This is a genomic window from Chryseobacterium potabilaquae, from assembly GCF_902728265.1.
Lineage (GTDB): Bacteria > Bacteroidota > Bacteroidia > Flavobacteriales > Weeksellaceae > Chryseobacterium > Chryseobacterium potabilaquae.
This window is the reverse complement of sequence record NZ_CACVBR010000018.1, coordinates 30,570-49,066: the sequence shown is the minus strand read 5'-3', so window position 1 is coordinate 49,066 and position 18,497 is coordinate 30,570. Positions and strand designations below refer to the sequence as shown.

At 30.8% G+C, this 18,497-nt stretch carries 14 protein-coding genes; 10 read left to right on the top strand and 4 right to left on the bottom strand.

What is annotated here, in order from left to right; genetic code table 11:
• The 4 genes from bioD to CHRY9293_RS10800 all read left to right on the top strand — a co-directional run bounded on the left by bioD (position 1) and on the right by CHRY9293_RS10800 (position 4,199).
• Positions 1–648 (top strand): dethiobiotin synthase, encoded by a 648-nt coding sequence (bioD, locus tag CHRY9293_RS10815; protein WP_162032988.1) that lies wholly within the window; start codon positions 1–3, stop codon positions 646–648.
• Positions 611–1,618, top strand: a complete 1,008-nt coding sequence (bioB, locus tag CHRY9293_RS10810) for a biotin synthase BioB (protein ID WP_162032987.1) — start codon at positions 611–613, stop codon at positions 1,616–1,618. Before bioD ends, bioB begins: the two co-directional genes overlap by 38 nt.
• Positions 1,619–1,651: 33 nt before the next feature.
• Positions 1,652–2,926, top strand: a complete 1,275-nt coding sequence (gene bioA / locus CHRY9293_RS10805) for an adenosylmethionine--8-amino-7-oxononanoate transaminase (RefSeq protein WP_162032986.1) — start codon at positions 1,652–1,654, stop codon at positions 2,924–2,926.
• Positions 2,927–3,257: 331 nt separating this feature from the next.
• Entirely contained in the window at positions 3,258–4,199 is a 942-nt protein-coding gene (locus CHRY9293_RS10800; protein WP_162032985.1) for a hypothetical protein, read from the top strand.
• A gap of 592 nt (positions 4,200–4,791) precedes the next feature.
• Here the strand turns inward: CHRY9293_RS10800 and CHRY9293_RS10795 are convergent.
• On the bottom strand, positions 4,792–5,304 hold the full coding sequence (locus tag CHRY9293_RS10795) for an Lrp/AsnC family transcriptional regulator (protein ID WP_228455514.1): 513 nt from the start codon (positions 5,302–5,304) through the stop codon (positions 4,792–4,794).
• Positions 5,305–5,405: 101 nt separating this feature from the next.
• Between CHRY9293_RS10795 and CHRY9293_RS10790 the strand changes: the two genes are divergently transcribed.
• Positions 5,406–6,794 carry an MFS transporter gene (locus CHRY9293_RS10790; RefSeq protein WP_162032984.1) on the top strand — a complete coding sequence of 463 codons (1,389 nt, stop codon included), beginning with the start codon at positions 5,406–5,408 and terminating at the stop codon, positions 6,792–6,794.
• A 122-nt stretch (positions 6,795–6,916) separates the two neighbouring features.
• Positions 6,917–7,798 (top strand): DUF3078 domain-containing protein, encoded by an 882-nt coding sequence (locus CHRY9293_RS10785; protein ID WP_162033009.1) that lies wholly within the window; start codon positions 6,917–6,919, stop codon positions 7,796–7,798.
• A gap of 156 nt (positions 7,799–7,954) precedes the next feature.
• Here CHRY9293_RS10785 and CHRY9293_RS10780 read toward each other — a convergent pair whose 3' ends face one another.
• Complete coding sequence (locus CHRY9293_RS10780; RefSeq protein WP_122636508.1) at positions 7,955–8,524, bottom strand: fasciclin domain-containing protein; 570 nt, start codon at positions 8,522–8,524, stop codon at positions 7,955–7,957.
• Positions 8,525–8,878: 354 nt separating this feature from the next.
• Here CHRY9293_RS10780 and CHRY9293_RS10775 point away from each other — a divergent pair, with 354 nt between their 5' ends.
• Together CHRY9293_RS10775 and CHRY9293_RS10770 are read left to right on the top strand one after the other, a co-directional pair.
• On the top strand, positions 8,879–9,355 hold the full coding sequence (locus CHRY9293_RS10775) for an RNA polymerase sigma factor (protein WP_162032983.1): 477 nt from the start codon (positions 8,879–8,881) through the stop codon (positions 9,353–9,355).
• Position 9,356: 1 nt separating this feature from the next.
• The gene (locus tag CHRY9293_RS10770) at positions 9,357–10,154 is read left to right on the top strand and encodes an anti-sigma factor (protein WP_162032982.1); all 798 of its coding nucleotides are present in this window, start codon (positions 9,357–9,359) and stop codon (positions 10,152–10,154) included.
• A 540-nt stretch (positions 10,155–10,694) separates the two neighbouring features.
• On the opposite strand, the gene CHRY9293_RS10765 is transcribed toward CHRY9293_RS10770, so the two are convergent.
• On the bottom strand, positions 10,695–12,509 hold the full coding sequence (locus tag CHRY9293_RS10765; protein WP_228455513.1) for a chloride channel protein: 1,815 nt from the start codon (positions 12,507–12,509) through the stop codon (positions 10,695–10,697).
• 190 nt (positions 12,510–12,699) lie between these two features.
• Positions 12,700–13,500 (bottom strand): Cof-type HAD-IIB family hydrolase, encoded by an 801-nt coding sequence (locus CHRY9293_RS10760; protein ID WP_162032980.1) that lies wholly within the window; start codon positions 13,498–13,500, stop codon positions 12,700–12,702.
• 246 nt (positions 13,501–13,746) lie between these two features.
• Between CHRY9293_RS10760 and CHRY9293_RS10755 the strand changes: the two genes are divergently transcribed.
• Complete coding sequence (locus tag CHRY9293_RS10755; protein ID WP_162032979.1) at positions 13,747–15,072, top strand: phosphatidylserine decarboxylase family protein; 1,326 nt, start codon at positions 13,747–13,749, stop codon at positions 15,070–15,072.
• Between the two features lie 803 nt (positions 15,073–15,875).
• On the top strand, positions 15,876–18,497 hold the full coding sequence (locus CHRY9293_RS10750; protein ID WP_162032978.1) for a non-ribosomal peptide synthetase: 2,622 nt from the start codon (positions 15,876–15,878) through the stop codon (positions 18,495–18,497).

Sequence of the window (18,497 nt, the reverse complement as noted above, 5' to 3'; positions counted from 1 at the left end):
ATGAACTTATTTATAACAGGAATTGGAACTGAGATCGGGAAAACAGTATGCTCAGCCATTTTAACAACCTATTTTAAAGCAGATTACTGGAAACCCATTCAATCAGGTGATCTTCATTACACTGATAGTATGAAAATTAAAGATTGGGTGGGTGAACAGACTATTTGCCATCCGGAAACGTATCGTTTGGTACTTGCTGCATCCCCTCATCAATCTGCATCGGAAGAAAATATTTCTATTAAAATAGATGATTTTCAACTACCAAAATCGTCAAATCACATTATTGTAGAAGGGGCTGGAGGGCTGATGGTGCCTCTTTCTGATAATGAATTTATGATTGATCTTATTGTAAAATTAAATATTCCGGTTGTTATGGTTATAAGGAATTATCTGGGATGCATTAATCATAGTTTATTATCAATTTTAGCTTTAAAACAAAAAAAAATTAAGCTAGAATATGTGATTTTCAATGGAGATTTCCCTGAAGATACAGAGAGAGTAATTCGTAAAAATATCAATAAAGAAACCAAAATCATTAACATTCCTGAGATCGAATCTTTAACAAGAAAAGATATAGAATGTATAACAAAAAAAATAAAAATTAAGGATCATGAATACAAGAATAGAGCTAAGAAACAACTGGAGTAAAGAAGAAGTGGAGGAGGTTTATAATCTTCCTCTTTTGGAACTTATATATAAGGCCGCCACTGTGCATAGAGAATGGCATAATCCGGAAGAAATACAAATATCTACTTTATTATCAATAAAAACAGGTGGCTGTCCGGAAGATTGTTCCTATTGCGGACAAGCAGCACGATATCATACAGATATTAAAGTTCAAGCTTTGCTTTCAACAGAAAAAGTAATAGAGCATGCCCAAAAGGCAAAAGAAAGTGGATCTTCCCGTTTTTGTATGGCTGCCGCATGGAGAGAGGTTCGGAATAATAGAGATTTTGATCGGGTTATTGATATGGTAAAAGGAGTTAATGAAATAGGAATGGAGGTGTGCTGTACTTTAGGAATGTTAACAGAAGAACAAGCTATGCGTCTTCAAGAAGCTGGGTTATACGCCTATAACCATAATTTGGATACTTCAGAACAGTACTATGAAGAAATTATATCCACAAGAACTTTTGACAACAGGATCAATACTATAAATAATGTAAGAAAAGCAGGAATTACAGTATGCTCAGGAGGAATCATTGGACTTGGGGAAACTCATACAGATAGAATTTCAATGCTTTTGACTTTAGCGACGATGCCCGAACACCCGGAATCTGTTCCTATTAATGCTTTGGCAAGGGTAGAAGGAACACCTCTGGAAAATAACGCAAAAGTTGATACTTGGGAAATGATAAGAATGATTGCTGTTGCTAGAATTATAATGCCTTCATCAATGATTCGATTAAGTGCAGGTAGAATTGAAATGACTGATTTTGAACAAGGTTGGTGCTTTATGGCAGGTGCAAATTCGATTTTTACGGGAGAAAGGGAAACTTTATTGGTAACCCCTAATCCCGGCGTTTGTGAAGATATGCAAATGTTCACAACGTTAGGATTAAAACCCATGAAAAAAGAAAATAAAACTACAGAAATGAGTAGTTGTGAGGATAAGTGATATTAATTAAAGATAATTAGACTTTTATATTGTATGAGTTATTTAAAAAAACGAGATAAAGCGGTCAATTGGCATCCTTATACACAAATGAAAACCGCAGAAGATGCTATTCCTATTATGAAGGGAAAGGGAGTTTATCTTTTTGATGACGAAGGGAAAAGGTATATTGATGCAGTTTCTTCATGGTGGGTAACTTTACACGGTCATTCTCATCCGTATATTGCCGAACGTATTTTTGAACAGTTAAATACTCTGGAACAAGTTATTTTTGCTGGATTTACTCATGAACCGGCAATTGAGCTTTCAGAAAGATTATTACAATTGCTGCCTAAAAATCAAAAAAAATCATTTTATTCTGATAATGGTTCAACCGCTGTAGAAGTAGCTTTGAAAATGTGTATCCAATATGCTTATAATAATGGAAAAGAAAAGGGAAAAATTTTAGCTTTTAAAAATGCATATCATGGAGATACCTTTGGAGCAATGTCGGTAAGTGGAAGAAGTGCTTGGACACAGCCCTTTGCTGAAATGCTTTTTGAAGTTGTTTTCATTGATACTCCCAATTCAGAAAATATAGAAAGTTTACAACTAAAAATTAATAATTGGGCAGATGATATCATCTGCTTTATTTATGAGCCATTAGTGCAAGGAGCAGCCGGAATGCTTATCTATAAACCTGATGATTTGAATGAATTAATGAAAATATGCAGGAATAAAAATATTCTAATGATTCAAGATGAAGTCTTTACAGGTTTTGGAAGAACAGGTAAATTATTTGCTGCGGATTATTTATCTGAAATGCCAGATATTATGTGTTTTTCTAAAGGGCTAACAGGAGGGACTTTACCAATGGGGATTACGACTTGTTCGAATGAGATATTTAATAGCTTTTTATCTGACAATCAATACAAAGCATTATTTCATGGGCATTCCTTTACGGCGAATCCTCTAGCTTGTACAGCTGCTTTGGCAAGTATGGATCTTTTATTGGAGAAAAAGACTCAAGAAAATATTCATCTTATAAGCGAAAGGCATTCTGTGTTTTTAGATATAATTAAGGATATCACATACATTGAAAATCCACGTCAAATAGGAACAATTATAGCCTTTGATATTATAACAAAAGAAGGGACATCATATTTTAATAATATTGGAAAAACTCTTTATAAAGAATTTTTAGCCCGAGGAATTATTATACGTCCTTTAGGGAATATAATCTATATCGTTCCTCCCTATTGCATTACGGCAAATGAACTGGAATATATCTATCAGAACATACTGGAAGTTTTAGACGCATTTCAAAATTAAATATATCTCCCTTATATCGAAATGTAATATTTAATTGACATGCTTTTTAAAGTTATATCACAATTATGTTAATTATCCCACTTAGAAATATTTTCTCCTTTTAAATATTTAATGATGTAGTATTGTGTAGTTGTATTCTATTTTTTTTGATTGGAAAGTTCTATGGTAGAGTCTTTCTAGGCTTGCAATAAAGGATGTAGTAGCTATTACTACAATATACTTCATTTGATGTACATTATCCCAATTAAGTGAAATACAACTCGTTAAGTTATATTTATTTTTCAAAAAAGGTTAAATCAATATATCTTCGTTTTGTTAAAATTCAAATGATATGAAATTATTTTTTACCATTTTATTCCCAGCGACCATGTGCTTTGCACAAAATGGAGTCGGAATAAATACAACCAACCCTCAAGGAGTTTTCCATGTAGATCCTCTAAAAAACAATCCTTCATCTGGTAACATAACACTAAGTCAGTCGAAAGATGATTTTATTATTACGGAAAAAGGAGCTGTTGGTATAGGAACTCATCTTCCTGACGCATCAAGTATATTAGATATACAATCATCTAACAAAGGTCTTTTAGTTCCCAGAATAGCATTAACCGATAGGCTGGATGCTACAACCATTACTTCTCCTTCTAAAGGGCTGATAATTTACAACACTACCAATGATGTAACAAAGGATATAAGGGAAGGCTTAGCTGTAAATACGGGAGCTCCATCAGCACCAATATGGGAGTATATACAAACTAAAGAAGCATCAAAATATTCTTTGGAAAATATATTTACAGAACAGGCTAAAAATTCAGTTTATTTTTCTGTTACAGGTACTTCAACTAGTAATACAAATAATTTATTTGATTTTAGCGTTGAAATTCCACCCAATTCAATTGATGCAAAATTAATTATTAATTATAATATCCCTGGAGGACCGGCGGATGAAGTAGTAAAACCATCGGCATATATAGGAACTATAATTTCTAAATCTGTAGATGGAGGTAATACATACACTAATGTAACAGGGGGTAGTAAAATCCCTTTAAAGGTATTGCCATCAGATTTGCTTAATATTGAAATTATAAATGGACAAATAATTGATACTGTTTCTAATACATCTAATGTGCCATTGATCGTTCATTATAAATTTAATGCCTATGTAGAACAATTTGTGTCTTCATCAACACCAGTATATTATAGATTTAATATTATCAATGAACAAGATAATTCTTGGGGTGTAGGTGCTATTACAGCGCAACTTTATTTAAAATAATGAATTAATAAAATAAATAATTGTTTTTTCAAAGCCAATCTAAAGTTAAATTTTATAATTATTTTTTTACAAAACTCAAATTTGTAAAATTATTAAAACCCCAAATTTAATATATAGACTCATCATAATAAATTTAGCTTTGGATGGCTTTTATTAGAGTGTAAATTTTTCTATAATATAATTATTTAATGAGAAATATTTTTAACGCTAAATAAAAAAGACCCCTTGTTAGGGGCCTAAAAAAAACACAAATGATGAAAAAAAATTATTTCGATTTGCGAATATAGTAAATTAATTTATGTGAAACATAATTCTAGTGTTAATTTTTTATTATTTTTTTATTTAAATATTTATTAACCCATTACAATATATGTGTTAATTTCAAAAATAATAATGAGTTTTGAGAATTTACCCCTTGCAAAATTTGATTTATTGTCAATGGGAACATAAATGTAATATCATTTTGTAGCTAATTTATATGTAAATAAGTCTTATAATTTTATATATTATTCTATTTTGTGTGAAGCTAGATATTATAGCTCTCTTAGTTTTTAGTTAAGCCTCTCATATATATTGAGAGGCTTTATTAATTTTAAAGAATTTGAGTAGTTTCTTTAATACTGTTCATGACGAAAATACTTTTTGTCTGACCAATTCCTTCAATTTCGGAAAGTTTATTTATAAAAAAATCATGGAAGTCATCCATATTTGGAGCTAAAATCTTAAGCATAAAATCAAATTCACCACTGATATTATAAAACTCAATAACTTCTTTTAGTTTCACCACTTCTTCAATAAATTCAGTAGCCGTTTTTTTGTTATGAGCATTCAATGCAATCATGCAAATCACCATTATTCCCTTATTAATTTTTTTTCTATCTATAATGGTCACATATTCTTTTATAATACCTAATTTTTCCATTCGCTTAATACGTTCGTGAGTAGGAGTGGGGCTTAGATTAATCTTTGCTGCGATCTCTCGCACACTCAATTTAGAATCTTTTTGTAATAAACGTAGAATGGATCTGTCTTTTTCGTCCGGAATGTAGCTTTCTGTTGTCATTTGTTCTGTTTTTTTGATTCTTAAAACTTGTAAAAAGGACATTTGACCTTTTTGCAAGTAAATATATTATAATTGTTCTAAATATTTTAGGTTATTTTTATAATTGTTCTAATTGAGATAAATTTGCCGGGAAATTTAGAATTATGCAGAGACAGAAAAAATTAATCTTAATTTTAGCATCAATAGGAACTTTTGTAGAGGCTCTTGATATTGCTATTATTAACTTGAGTATTCCATCTATTCAATCTCAATTTGGAATAGGTACAGAGATGGCTCAATGGCTACAGACATTATACGTCTTATTTTTTGGAGGCTTTTTAATTATTGGAGGAAAATTTTCAGATCAAATAGGAAGAAAAAAAATATTTCTTATAGGAAGTCTTATCTTTATGTTAGCTTCTTTAGGTGCTGGGTTGTCTTCCAGTTTTCATATTTTAGCAATATTTAGAGCTTTACAGGGCTTAGGTGCCGCTTTTATAATGCCTTCTTCTCTTTCTATTGTTACTAACACATTTAAAGAACATCAGGAAAGAAGTCGTGCTTTAGGAGTATTTAGCTCATTTGCTGCTATAGGATCGGGTAGTGGGCTTTCCATTGGGGGAATTATCAGTACCTATTTAAGCTGGCATTGGGTATTTTTAATAAATGTTCCTATTCTTTTAATAACTATCATACTTTCTTATCAATATTTACCTTCTGATAACAAGAATGAAAATGATCAACCCATAGATATTCTTTCAGGAGTTATATTGGTATTTGGACTTTTATTTCTGACATATGGGACACATGAACTTATACATATTCAACAAAATCCTTTATCGATTGTAGGATCTATAATCCTTTCCTTCTTATTATTAAGAATCTTCTTATCTCGCTTAAGAACATCCTCTAATCCATTGATTAATTTACCATTATTTAAATATAGATCATTGGTAGTATCTAATTTGACTTTCTTTACATTAGGGGCTTTTTTTATATCGTTTTTATTTTTGATTTCATTGATGCTTCAAAAAGATCTTCATTACAGTGCAGCTAAAGCAGGATTATTGCTTGTCCCTTTTAGTATCATGTCAGCTTTAATTGCCAAATTTATTTTGCCTCATATTTCTAAAAGAATAACCACAATTCAAATGGGAATTCTAGGTTGGGGATTCATGCTGTTAGGTGCTCTTTTTTTATTAATCACAACATATACAGGACATCCAATAGTGCTCATTCTCTTAGGAGCTGCTTGTATATCTGGAATTGGAATGACTTTATGTTTTACAAGCCTATCTGTTTTAGGAATAAGAGATATTGATGCTTCTCAATATGGAATTGCATCGAGCTTAAGTAGTACTAGCTATTTTTTAGGAGCAGGAATTGGATTGTCTTTTACTACATTTATGACTCAAGTTTTTCCTTCAGAGTGGGCTACCGGTAGTCTCAGTTATGGAATTTTAGTAGGATATTCTCTCTGTGCAATTGGTGTATTAGTTCATATGATATTGAAAGAATTTAAAATGAAAGAGTCAAAAGTAATAACATCATAATTGGGAAGTATTTGTTATTTTTAGGGTTTTATTATTTTTAATAAAATTTATATTTTAAAAGCCAAAAACAAAATATTTTACTTATGAAAAAAAAATTAGTGCCATTTTTTATACTATCATGGATGTATGGATTTTCTCAAGAGCAAAAAGCGATGGCTTCTGAAAATGATACGATCAAAGCTTGGAGTATACAGGGACAAAATACACTTATGCTTAATCAAGCAGCCTTTTCGAATTGGATTGGGGGAGGTGCTAATAATATAGGTTGGTTAGCAGGAACCAATTATAATTTAACATATGAAAAAGGAAAAGATTTATGGGAGAATATTATTATTTTAGGATATGGGCAAAATAATACCAAAGGTGTAGGGACAAGAAAAACACAAGATGTCATTAATCTTTCAACCAATTACGGGAGAGAATTTAGAAAGCACTGGTATATATCCGGAGGGCTTGGTTTACAATCTCAGTTTGCTGCAGGATATGAAGATGGCAATAATCCAGCGGCAAAAAAGATTTCCAACTTTATGGCTCCGGGTTATTTTACAATAGGAGTGGGGGTAACATATCGACCTAATGATAATTTCACTCTTACATTACGCCCAGCCAATGCAAGATGGACTTTTGTATTGGATAAGGATCTTCAATATGCAGGAAATTATGGATTAAAAAACGATAATGATTCCTCTTTATTTCAGTTTGGATTTCTAGGTACTGCTATGTATAAGGTAAAAATAATGGATAATATTAGTCTTATTAATACGGGTTCGGTATTTTCAAATTATCTAGATCACCCTGAAAGGCTCGTTTTGTCCTATAGTGGTATTCTTAATATGAAGATTAATAAATTTGTGTCCACTAATATAACATTAGATTTGTTGTATGATCATAATCAGATTAGAAAAACACAGCTAAAACAGACTTTGGGAGTAGGTTTTGCTTACAATATTGATAACGGCAAAAAAAGATCAGTGAATAAAATAAACCAATCTTGGCAAAAATAGCTGTGTTGCCATTATAATAAAAAATCCTTTTCCGATATTTTCGGAAAAGGATAAACACCAAATTAAGAAATGTACATGACAAAATAAAGAATTTGTCTGCGCTTCATTTCTCGTTAAAATTTTCTCATCATAAAGAAAAATTAAAACTAAATCTTATTAAGGCATCAAAACAGTATCTACCACATGGATAACACCGTTTGATTGATTTACATCTGCTATTGTTACTTTAGCACTATTACCTTTAGCATCTTTTACATATAAGTTTTTACCTTTTGTCCAAAATGTAAGTTCTTCACCTTGTACTGTTTTCATCATACTTTTACCATTTCCAGCTTTTACTGCAGCCCAAATTTGCTTAGCACTAAATTTTCCCGGTAAAACATGGTATGTTAAAATTTTAGTAAGCATTTCTTTATTTTCAGGTTTTACTAAATTTTCAACGGTTCCTTTAGGTAATTTTGCAAACGCGGCATCAGTAGGTGCCAATACTGTGAAAGGGCCTGCTCCTTGTAATGTTTCTACAAGACCTGCTGCTTTTACTGCTGCTACTAATGTTTTGTGATCTTTAGAGTTCATTGCATTTTCAATAATGTTTTTTGATGGATACATTGCAGCTCCACCTACCATTACTGTTTTTTCTTTTGTCATCTGTGCGTTAACATTTCCACTGAATGCAAAAGATAATGCGATCATTCCTAAAGTTGCGATTTTTGATTTTGTGTTCATTTTAAATTAGATATTTAAGATTAAATATTAGTTGTTTTCTTGTTCTTACAAATCATTTACGATGTTAGTTTTATTTTAGATTTAAAAATTTTAATAAAATATTCAAATTACTGATAATCAATTTATTATTTTTCATTTTCAACAATAACCATATGATTAATTATATATATATTCTATATTTTATTTCCAATTATTATTACCCTATCGTATATAAAAGACTATTAATATTTTTTGTTATATCTTTTATTTTATTACATTTGAGTTGAAAAAAAATTTATTACTATCAAAACAAAATATTCGGAAGAGGAGCTTATTGTTTTATTAAAAACTAAAAGCGAAAATGGTTTTCAATATTTGTATGACCATTATTCTGGTGCATTATATGGCATCATCCTCCGCATTGTTCAATCTAAAGAATACACGGAAGAAATTATCCAAGATGTTTTTATTAAAATCTGGAATTCTATTGATCAATACGATTTGAATAAAGGTAGATTTTATACGTGGATGATTAATATTGCAAGAAATACTGCGATAGATTATTTGAAATCTAAAGGGTTTCAAAATGAACTTAAAAACCAATCACTTCCAGATTTCGTATATAATACTACAGAGCTTTCGATATCTAATAAAGAGTCTGATTTTATTGGATTTAAAAATATACTCGAAGGATTGGAAGAGGACAAGCTAGAACTTATTGAACTAGCCTATTATAAAGGATATACTCAAAGTGAAATATCCGAACAGTTGAATATTCCCTTGGGAACTGTAAAAACCAAGATGAGGAATGCACTGATGAAATTAAAGGATTTGTTAAAAGATTATCAATAAATTGAATACTAAAGAATACATATCATCCGGAATTATAGAATCTTATATTCTAGGTCTTGCATCTCCAGAAGAAGCAGGGATTTTGGAGTGTGTGATAAAGAACAATGCAGAAGTAAGAGAAGCTTTTGAAGCAGCTCAAAAAACATTGGAAGACCTAGCTACAGTGAGTGCGGTGAAACCGCCAAGTGATTTGAAAGATAAAATTTGGAATAAAATTCAACAGGAACAAACTGCGAAAAAAATAACCCCAATTATTGAGCTTCCGAAGGAGGAGGAAAAAATTGAAAATAAACAAATCTACAGTTGGAAAAAATATACAATTGCAGCGTCTTTTCTTTTTCTATTGAGTATTGCAGGTAATTTATTTTGGTTAAATAATCAATCGAAAACCAACGATGAAATGGGGAAACTAAAGAATGAGATGCACTCTCAGAATTTGGTATTAGAAAAAATGACCCAAAAAATGGATATGTTTTCAAATCCAGATATGCAATTAGTTGTATTAAATGGGGTAGATAAACATCCGAATGCTAAAGCGATGGTTTTTTGGGATAAAAAGACAAAAGAAGTATATCTAAATGCTGAAAACTTACCTAAGGCACCAGATGGGTTACAGTATCAACTTTGGGCTATTATAAACGGTAAACCAATAAGTGCAGGTATGTATTCAGACGATAAAGACAGTAAAGTTGCTCTATCAAATATTCCCAATGCTGAAGTTTTTGCGATCACTCTAGAGAAACAAGGCGGAAGCGAGGTTCCTACAATGGAAAATATGTATGTAATGGGTAAAATTTAAACATAGAAGAATTTTAATTCGTATCTCAAGTTCAAAAAACGATCAGTATAAATGTCCTTTATTTATTATAGACAATAATATTTGTTTATAATATACTTATTTCATTATAAATCAAATAGTACTAATTTTGATGAATCCTTAGCCTACGTTCTAACTTCTATCTAGACTCTATTTCTAATATTATTACAATAGTTCTATAAAATTAATAACTTTGAATTTATTATCTTATTAATAAAGAGAATAGATTTTTATCCTAATATATATCAAGATCTGTTGATATATTCTTCTATAAATTTGATTATTTAGTTTGGAAAATTCGAGAAATCTTAATATTATATTTAAGGCTTCTGTACAATTATTACATCTTTTATTCCTATCTTTTTATGACAGCACTCATAAATCTTTCATTAAAGTTTGAATAATTTTGTCCAACTAAATGAGAGTTTACTCAAATAGTTTTTTTTCATCATTTGTGTTTTTATTTGAGGCTGTTTTTTAATAGCCTCATTTTTGGAATTTTGTATTTTATAATAAGAAAAACTAATCAGAATACTCTTTTAATAGCTCTCTATAGCCTGTTAAAATAGACGATTTAGAAATAAAGCCAATAAATTCATTATTTGAATTCACTACCGGTAAATTCCATGCCATCGTCTCATCAAAAATTTGAAGAATTTCCAACGGTTTATTTTCAGGATGAATCAACGCAGGAGGATTTTTCATAATCTGAATAATAGATATTGAGCTATAATCTGTAAATAAGTAAGGGCGAATATCATCCAAAGTAAGAATTCCTTTCAATTTTCTAGTATCATCTATAATAGCAAAAATATTTTTATTTCCATTTTTCACAAATTCAAATAGCTCTTCAATAGGGGCATCTTCATGAATAGTTTGTGAATATTTATCGATGAAATCTTCTGTATGTAAAGAAAATAATAAATTTTTATCGTGTCTATGGGTGAAAATTTTCCCTTGATCTGCCAAAAACTTCAATTCGGGCGAAATAGGAGAGAACCATTTTGCAATAAGATAGGCCATAATAGAAACAATCATAAGTGGAATAAATAAATCATATCCAAAGCTAGACTCTGCAATGAGAAAAATTGCAGTTAAAGGAGCATATAATACACCACTCATTGTTCCGGCCATTCCTACAAGAACTAAATTTGTCACTGGAACATCATTAAATCCTAAATGTTGACAAATAATAGCAAATAGATATCCTACGGTCCCTCCTGCAAAAAGTGATGGAGCAAAATTTCCTCCGTTACCTCCACTGAAGATAGTAAAAGAAGTGGCAAAAGCTTTTAACAGACACACTAAAATTAAGAAAATAATAATAGTCCACTCTTCAATTTTAAAATACCTAAAAAAACTATTTTCAATAATAAGATGTATATCGCCATTGGTAAAAGCTTTTACAGTATCATATCCTTCTCCAAATAAGGGTGGGAATAGTACGCAAAGTAAAGATAATACACCTCCCCCAAACATGGCTTTACGTAATCGTGACAACTGCAGTCCTTTAATAAAGTGTTCTACTTTTTGAGATATTACTACAAAATATCGAGCGTACAAACCAGTTACAATACCTAATATTAAATAATAGGGTAGATTTTTATAATTAAACGGCTCTCTTGTATAAAATCTGAAAAGTACATCTTCCTGAAGTAAAATTCGAGATAATAGACTTCCACATACTGCCGCTACTACAAGAGGGATGAAATCTGTAAATACAACTCCTGTGAGCAAAATTTCAAAAGCAAACATAATCCCTGCTATAGGAGCATTAAAAGCAGAAGCAATTCCTGCTGTAGCACCGGCTGCCAGTAATAACGTTCTCTCTTTATAAGTTAGTCTATACGTTTGTGCATAATTAGATCCTATAGCAGACCCGGTAACGGCTATAGGACTTTCAAGCCCTGCAGATCCTCCAAGTCCTACTGTAATAGCACTCTGAATAATCTGAGAATACATTTTTACGGATGATACAACACTTGAATTCTGGGCAATTTCATAAAGAATTGCTCCAATTCCTTTTCTATCTTGCCCTTTAAATAATGTAAGTACAATGCTTGTAGTAAGTACAATACCTAAAAAAGGAAAAACAATATAAAATAGAATTTGATCTTCAAAATGTACTTTATGGGTAATAAAATAATGTATATTATGAACAAGTGTTTTAAGAAGAACTCCAGCCATTCCAGCAGTACAACCCACAAGAATTCCTGAAAGTAACAAAAATTGACTTCGCGTAAGCCTATTATTTAGCCAATGAAGAATAAGTTCATAGCTACGGGCTTTTTCTAGTCCGTATTTTTGAAAGTCTCTTTTGAATTTTAAAAAACTCAAATATCTTTTTTTATTGTGAAGTTTCACTTGTGCAATGATTTTTATTCTATAGTTACGTTTCTAATTTCGTAAATGTAAGAAATATCTTAAGAAAAAATTGTACATACAGCTATTAGACTTTCATTATAAACGTGAAAAAGGGAGACCCTTTTATTTTCTGCTAATATTAATATCTATAATGAAATAATATTCAACTGATTACTTTGAAATGGATGAGCGCATTTTCAATTCCATCATCATCGACATCATCGGTTATATAATCCGCTACTTCTTTTACATTATTATTAGCTTTTCCCATAGCAACACCTATTTTTGTATGCTTTATCATTGATATATCATTTCCACCATCTCCAAATGACATAGTTTCAGATATATCGATTCCAAAATATTGACAAAAGCAATCTACTCCTAATTTTTTTGTTATCCCTTTAGGATTTACATCAGCAAAAAGTGGAGTCCATCTTGAGGCAATACAATTTGGCATAATGTTTTTCATAAACTCATTTTCCTCTTCAGGACCAAGAAAAATATTGGCTTGTAACACATTATCTATATCAATGCCCTTTTTTCGGACAATAGGAGGAACAGGTAAATTAAGATGGGCATACATCCCTATAACTTCTGGAGTGGTATCATTCAGCATTACTTTGTCAAAATACATTAAAGAATAATTTAAAGGATGTTCATCCGCATATTGTACTAAAGATGTTATATCATTTTTATTAATGGCTTCTCTGAACAAAATATAACCTTTTTTGCTGACACAACATCCTCCATTAAAAGTAATAAATCCATCAAAATTTAGTGATGTTATATGTTGTATCGCATCTACTGAACGACCTGTTGCCACAATTATTTTGATATTTTTCTTTTTTAGTTCAGATAGAGCACGAAGGGTAGAAGAAGGTATTTTCCCTGTTTTGAAGCTAACCAAAGTTCCATCAATATCAAAAAAAACTGCTTTAATAGAAGGTATGTCAGGTGAAATCATGTGTTTTTTATTCAAAATTCTTATTGTATAAATATACAACTTAAGTCTTTAACAAACTATGGACCATTATAGATTATTACATAAAATAGCGGGATTTTTCGCCTTAGATACACCTAAAATAATTATAAATATTATTAAGTTGAAATTATTTCATATATCACTTTAACATGAAATAATATTGCTTCATTTCATATTTCAAAGTATATTTATACATCTTAAAAACAAATAACCATAAAAAACAACATTATGAATCATGTAAAGTACAGAGTGGGAAAATGGCTTCCTTCCGATAGAAGTTTCTTAAATAGCTGGATCGAGAAAAAGGTAAATCAAGTAAAACACTCTAATCTTCCATTAAGCCCAGCTATTTCTGATCTTAGAGATGCTATATATAACGATCCTATTTTATTTATGGGTTTTACAAGTATGTATGATCAAATACCACAAGGCTATAATGAACCAGTAAAAAACTTTGAAACCATGCTCCTTATCATGAATCAGATTTTACAGGAAGCTCCTTGCTACAGTAACATAGAGAATACAATTGGTTTGGTGGGCTTTCCTATTAATGCTATTTTAGATTGGGCAATGGGTACTCAAGGAGGATATTTAACATTTACCAATACTCTTGTTAATGAAAAGTTGAATGCGATTTTAAACGAATGGAAGTTATTTTTACAATCGAGTGATTCGCAATATGTTTTAACTGATGGTCCCATCTTTCAACCACAGCCCGACTATACCAATCCAATTGGTTGGTTTTCACCAGACGCTTTAGAAGCTATTGCAGCAATGGATCCTTTGAGGGGGCAAGGTAATGATCCACAGGATGCTTTGGCAAACTTTATATATAACTACCAATGTGATCCTAATGCACCCTATTTTGGATATAAAAGTTGGGATGATTTTTTTACCCGTGAATTTAATCCTGGTGTCAGAGAGGTAAGTGATGCAGATAAAGACCCTTCAGTTATAGTTAATGCATGTGAATCTGCTCCTTATAACTGCGTAACTAATGCTATGAGTAGAGATAAATTCTGGATGAAAGGACAACCGTATTCTTTATTGGATATTATGGATAATCATCCATTAGCAGAACAATTTGGAGATAATAGTACAGTGTATCAGGCTTTCCTTTGTGCTAAAACGTACCATAGATGGAATAGTCCTGTTGACGGTAAAATCGTTGCTGTTCAAAATGTTTTAGGTACATATTATGCTGAAGCTCCTGTAGAAGGATATGATCCCGCAGGGCCTAATGATTCTCAAGGTTATATTACGGAAATAGCAGCTCGTGCTTTGATTTTTATACAATCTGATAATGAAAAAATAGGACTTATGTGTTTTGTGGCTGTTGGAATGGCAGAAGTTTCCAGTTGTGAGATAACAGTGAATGTAGGAGATCAAGTGAAAAAAGGAGATCCTATTGGGACTTTCCATTTTGGAGGTTCAACGCATTGTTTGATTTTTAGACCAGGTATTAATATTGATTTTGACTTTCATGGACAAACCCCGTGCTTAAATACTTATAATATTCCTGTAAAAGCAAGAATTGGGGTTATCACTAATTAAAAATGAACTAATACTAAATATTTGAAGTATCTATAGAATCATTTTTCTCTGATGCGGAATTATGGACTTTCAGGCTTGGTTATAAAAATCCAAGCCTCATTTTTTATATAATATATTTAACAATAAATTCGGAAAAATAATATCTTTTTAAGGCTAATATAGCATATTTTAATACAAATTAATAAGGTTAGGTAGGGATTAAAATATTTAACATAATATATAAGGTTAATACTAATATAAATTTTTATATTTGCCACATAAAAGCATGATGATGAAATACGCAATACTCTTAGTTCCTATAAATAATTATCACTATCTAAAAGATAATTTTTCACTAATAACACACCTGAAATTATAATACTGAAGTAACAAACTCTTAAACTTGTTATTAATACATGAGTTAGAATCAGTGATATACTGAGCTCAACAACCTAAACACATATTTAATATTTTTATTCTTTTTGAGTTATATTCAGAATGAAGAATTATATTATTTATATGTAAGCTTTTGTATGTTACTTTTTCATTATAAGGCCTATTTTATTACTGAAAATAAGTTTATTATCAGCAATATAGCCTGTATCTCATAACATTATTTTTTCTTAAACATTAAGAGAAAGTAATATATTCTAACATTTTCAAGTGTGATTTTACTTTTCAGTTTACCCCATACATTTTTAATATACACAGGAGGTATGAATCTGTACTTACTCCTTTAGAAGAATTCTATTTTGTTATCAGAATTTAATATTGAATCAATTTACAAGACTTCATAAAATAATTTAAACACTATATATCTTATAATGAAAAAATCTCAATTTTTAATCAAATTAACCCCTTATCAGGAATCTTTTTATAATGAATGGATGCTCAATCCTTCAAGAAGTGATTATAATATGGTGCTAGATCAATCAATGTCTGGAGCTCTAGATATTGAAAGATTAAATTCTAGTTTGGTAAGATTTATTAATAATCATTTATTAATGAATAGTAATGTTCTCAATACATCAGATGAACTCATTTGGAAAAGTAGGCCTTTACTATCCGAAGATGCCCAAATTATCACCTATTTTCCTCAAGAGCTTAGTCGAGAAGAATTATTAAATTTGGTTCTAGAGCCTTTTGATCTTGAAAAAGATTTGTTAGTAAGATTCTATGTTATTCAATTAAGTGATGAGAGATATAGGATAGTATATGTACTCTCTCATATTATAGTAGATGGATTAAGTGGTAATTCGTTATACGATGAAATTAGTAATTATTATAATAATCCCACCTATATAAATCCAGTAAATCTTTTTGAACAGGCACGGTTACATGAAAATTTGAATCATCAATTTGATGAAATTTTCAGGAAAGGAAAAAATGAGATGTCTAGTTTTTGGAAAAAGCAGTTGGAAGGCATCGAAAATATTGGATTCAAATTTTTACAGACTTCTAGCATATCGAAAGAACATTCTCATATCAATAGAGTAAAAGAGGTTAGGTTTGAGTTTCTAGAAAATATTTTCTTAAAAGTAAAACAACTTACAAGAAATCATAAATTGACTCCTTATACCTATGGACAGATGATATTAGCCATAGCTATTCATAGAATTTCAGGAATAGAACAGGTAGGGATAAATTACCCAGTAGGAATAAAAGAAGGAAAAGACCTTATATTTGGAGCACATGTTAATACAATTATAAAAGGTTATCATTTTACTTCAAAAACGAATCTTTCAGATCTTATTGATCAGAATTTAAATTATGTTACGGAGTTAAAGAAAACTAAGGCTCATTATCTTCCGGTAGGAGAAATTATTAGACTTGCTCCAACATCAGATATATTAGAGTTTAATTTTGTTCAGGCTAATCTTAAAGATATATTTTTTAATTATGAAGGAACCTACAATAGAATTATTAATAGTGATCTGAATGTAGACTTACCTGGAAAAATTATATTTGAACAGGAAATTAAAGATAATCAATTAAATTGTCGCGTCAAATATGATCATTTTGAATTAGATTCTGATTTAGTCTCTCAATTTATAGAAATCTATAAAAAATTATTTGTCCAAGTATTAGATGATATATTAGAAAATAAAACAAAAACTCAAATATCTTCCTATGATTTATTAAATAAAGATGATTACCAAACTCTCCTTCATGACTGGAATTCTACAATGGCTGAATATGATACAACCGTTACCCTTCATGAATTATTTGAAAGACAGGTAGATAAGACTCCGGATCATATTGCTTTGGTGTATGAAGATGTAAAGTTAAGTTATAGAGAGCTTAATGAGAGATCAAACCAATTGGCTCATTATTTATTACAAAATTATGAGATTAAGGCTGATGAATTGATCCCTCTATGTTTAGAGAGATCTGAACAGTTGTTTATAGGAATCTTAGGAGTTTTAAAATCAGGAGGAGCTTTTGTTCCTATAGATCCTGATTTCCCTATGGATCGTATAACCTATATAGTAGGAGATACTAAGGCCAGACTCATGATAGGTGAAAAGAATACAATACAAAATCTTTATGGATCAAAGGATCAAATTGATGATCTTAGCATTATCAGTTTGGATTCTTCAGGTATGGAAGAAATATTGAGTAGCTATTCGATAGATAATCCAAAGACTGATGTGGGTCCGAAAGATTTGTCTTATGTTATCTATACCAGTGGAACAACAGGTAATCCAAAAGGAGTAATGATAGAACATGGTGGAGTTGTGAATCTTGTAGAATTTATGATTAAGCCTCACAGACTTAATGAATATACTCATGTAGGCTGTTATTCCAATTATATATTTGATGCCTTTATAAGTGAATCTTTCCCAGTTCTTTGCCATGGTAATACCTTGTGGTTGTATAGTAATAGGCTGAGAAGGTCAGTAAGTGAGCTTAATGAATATATCACAGAGAATGGTATAGAGGTATCGTTTATACCCCCGGTTATCTTGAGAGAGCTTCTTCCTGATACAAGTCTTCAACTGATATTGGTAGGAGGAGAAGCTTTCCCGGATATTAGTGATTTAAACCATGAGAATGTCATTTTAATTAATGAATGCGGACCAACTGAGACTACAGTATGTGTTACTTATCATCATTATGACAAGGATAATAATCCTCTTAATATAGGTCGTCCTATAGCCAATACGACAGCCTATGTATTGGATAGGTATCTACGTCCAGTTCCAGAGGGAGCAGTAGGAGAATTGTATATAGGAGGAGTAGGAGTTTCGAGAGGCTATTTGAATCTTCCAGAGCCTACCGATGAAAAGTTTGTAGTTAATGTTTTCCAGAGCGAGGAAGAAAAGGCTATAGGTTACAATGGACGTATGTATAAGACGGGGGATTTAGTACGTTATCTTCCGGGAGGAGATTTGGAATATATAGGTCGTAATGACTTTCAGGTAAAGATCAGAGGATATAAGTAG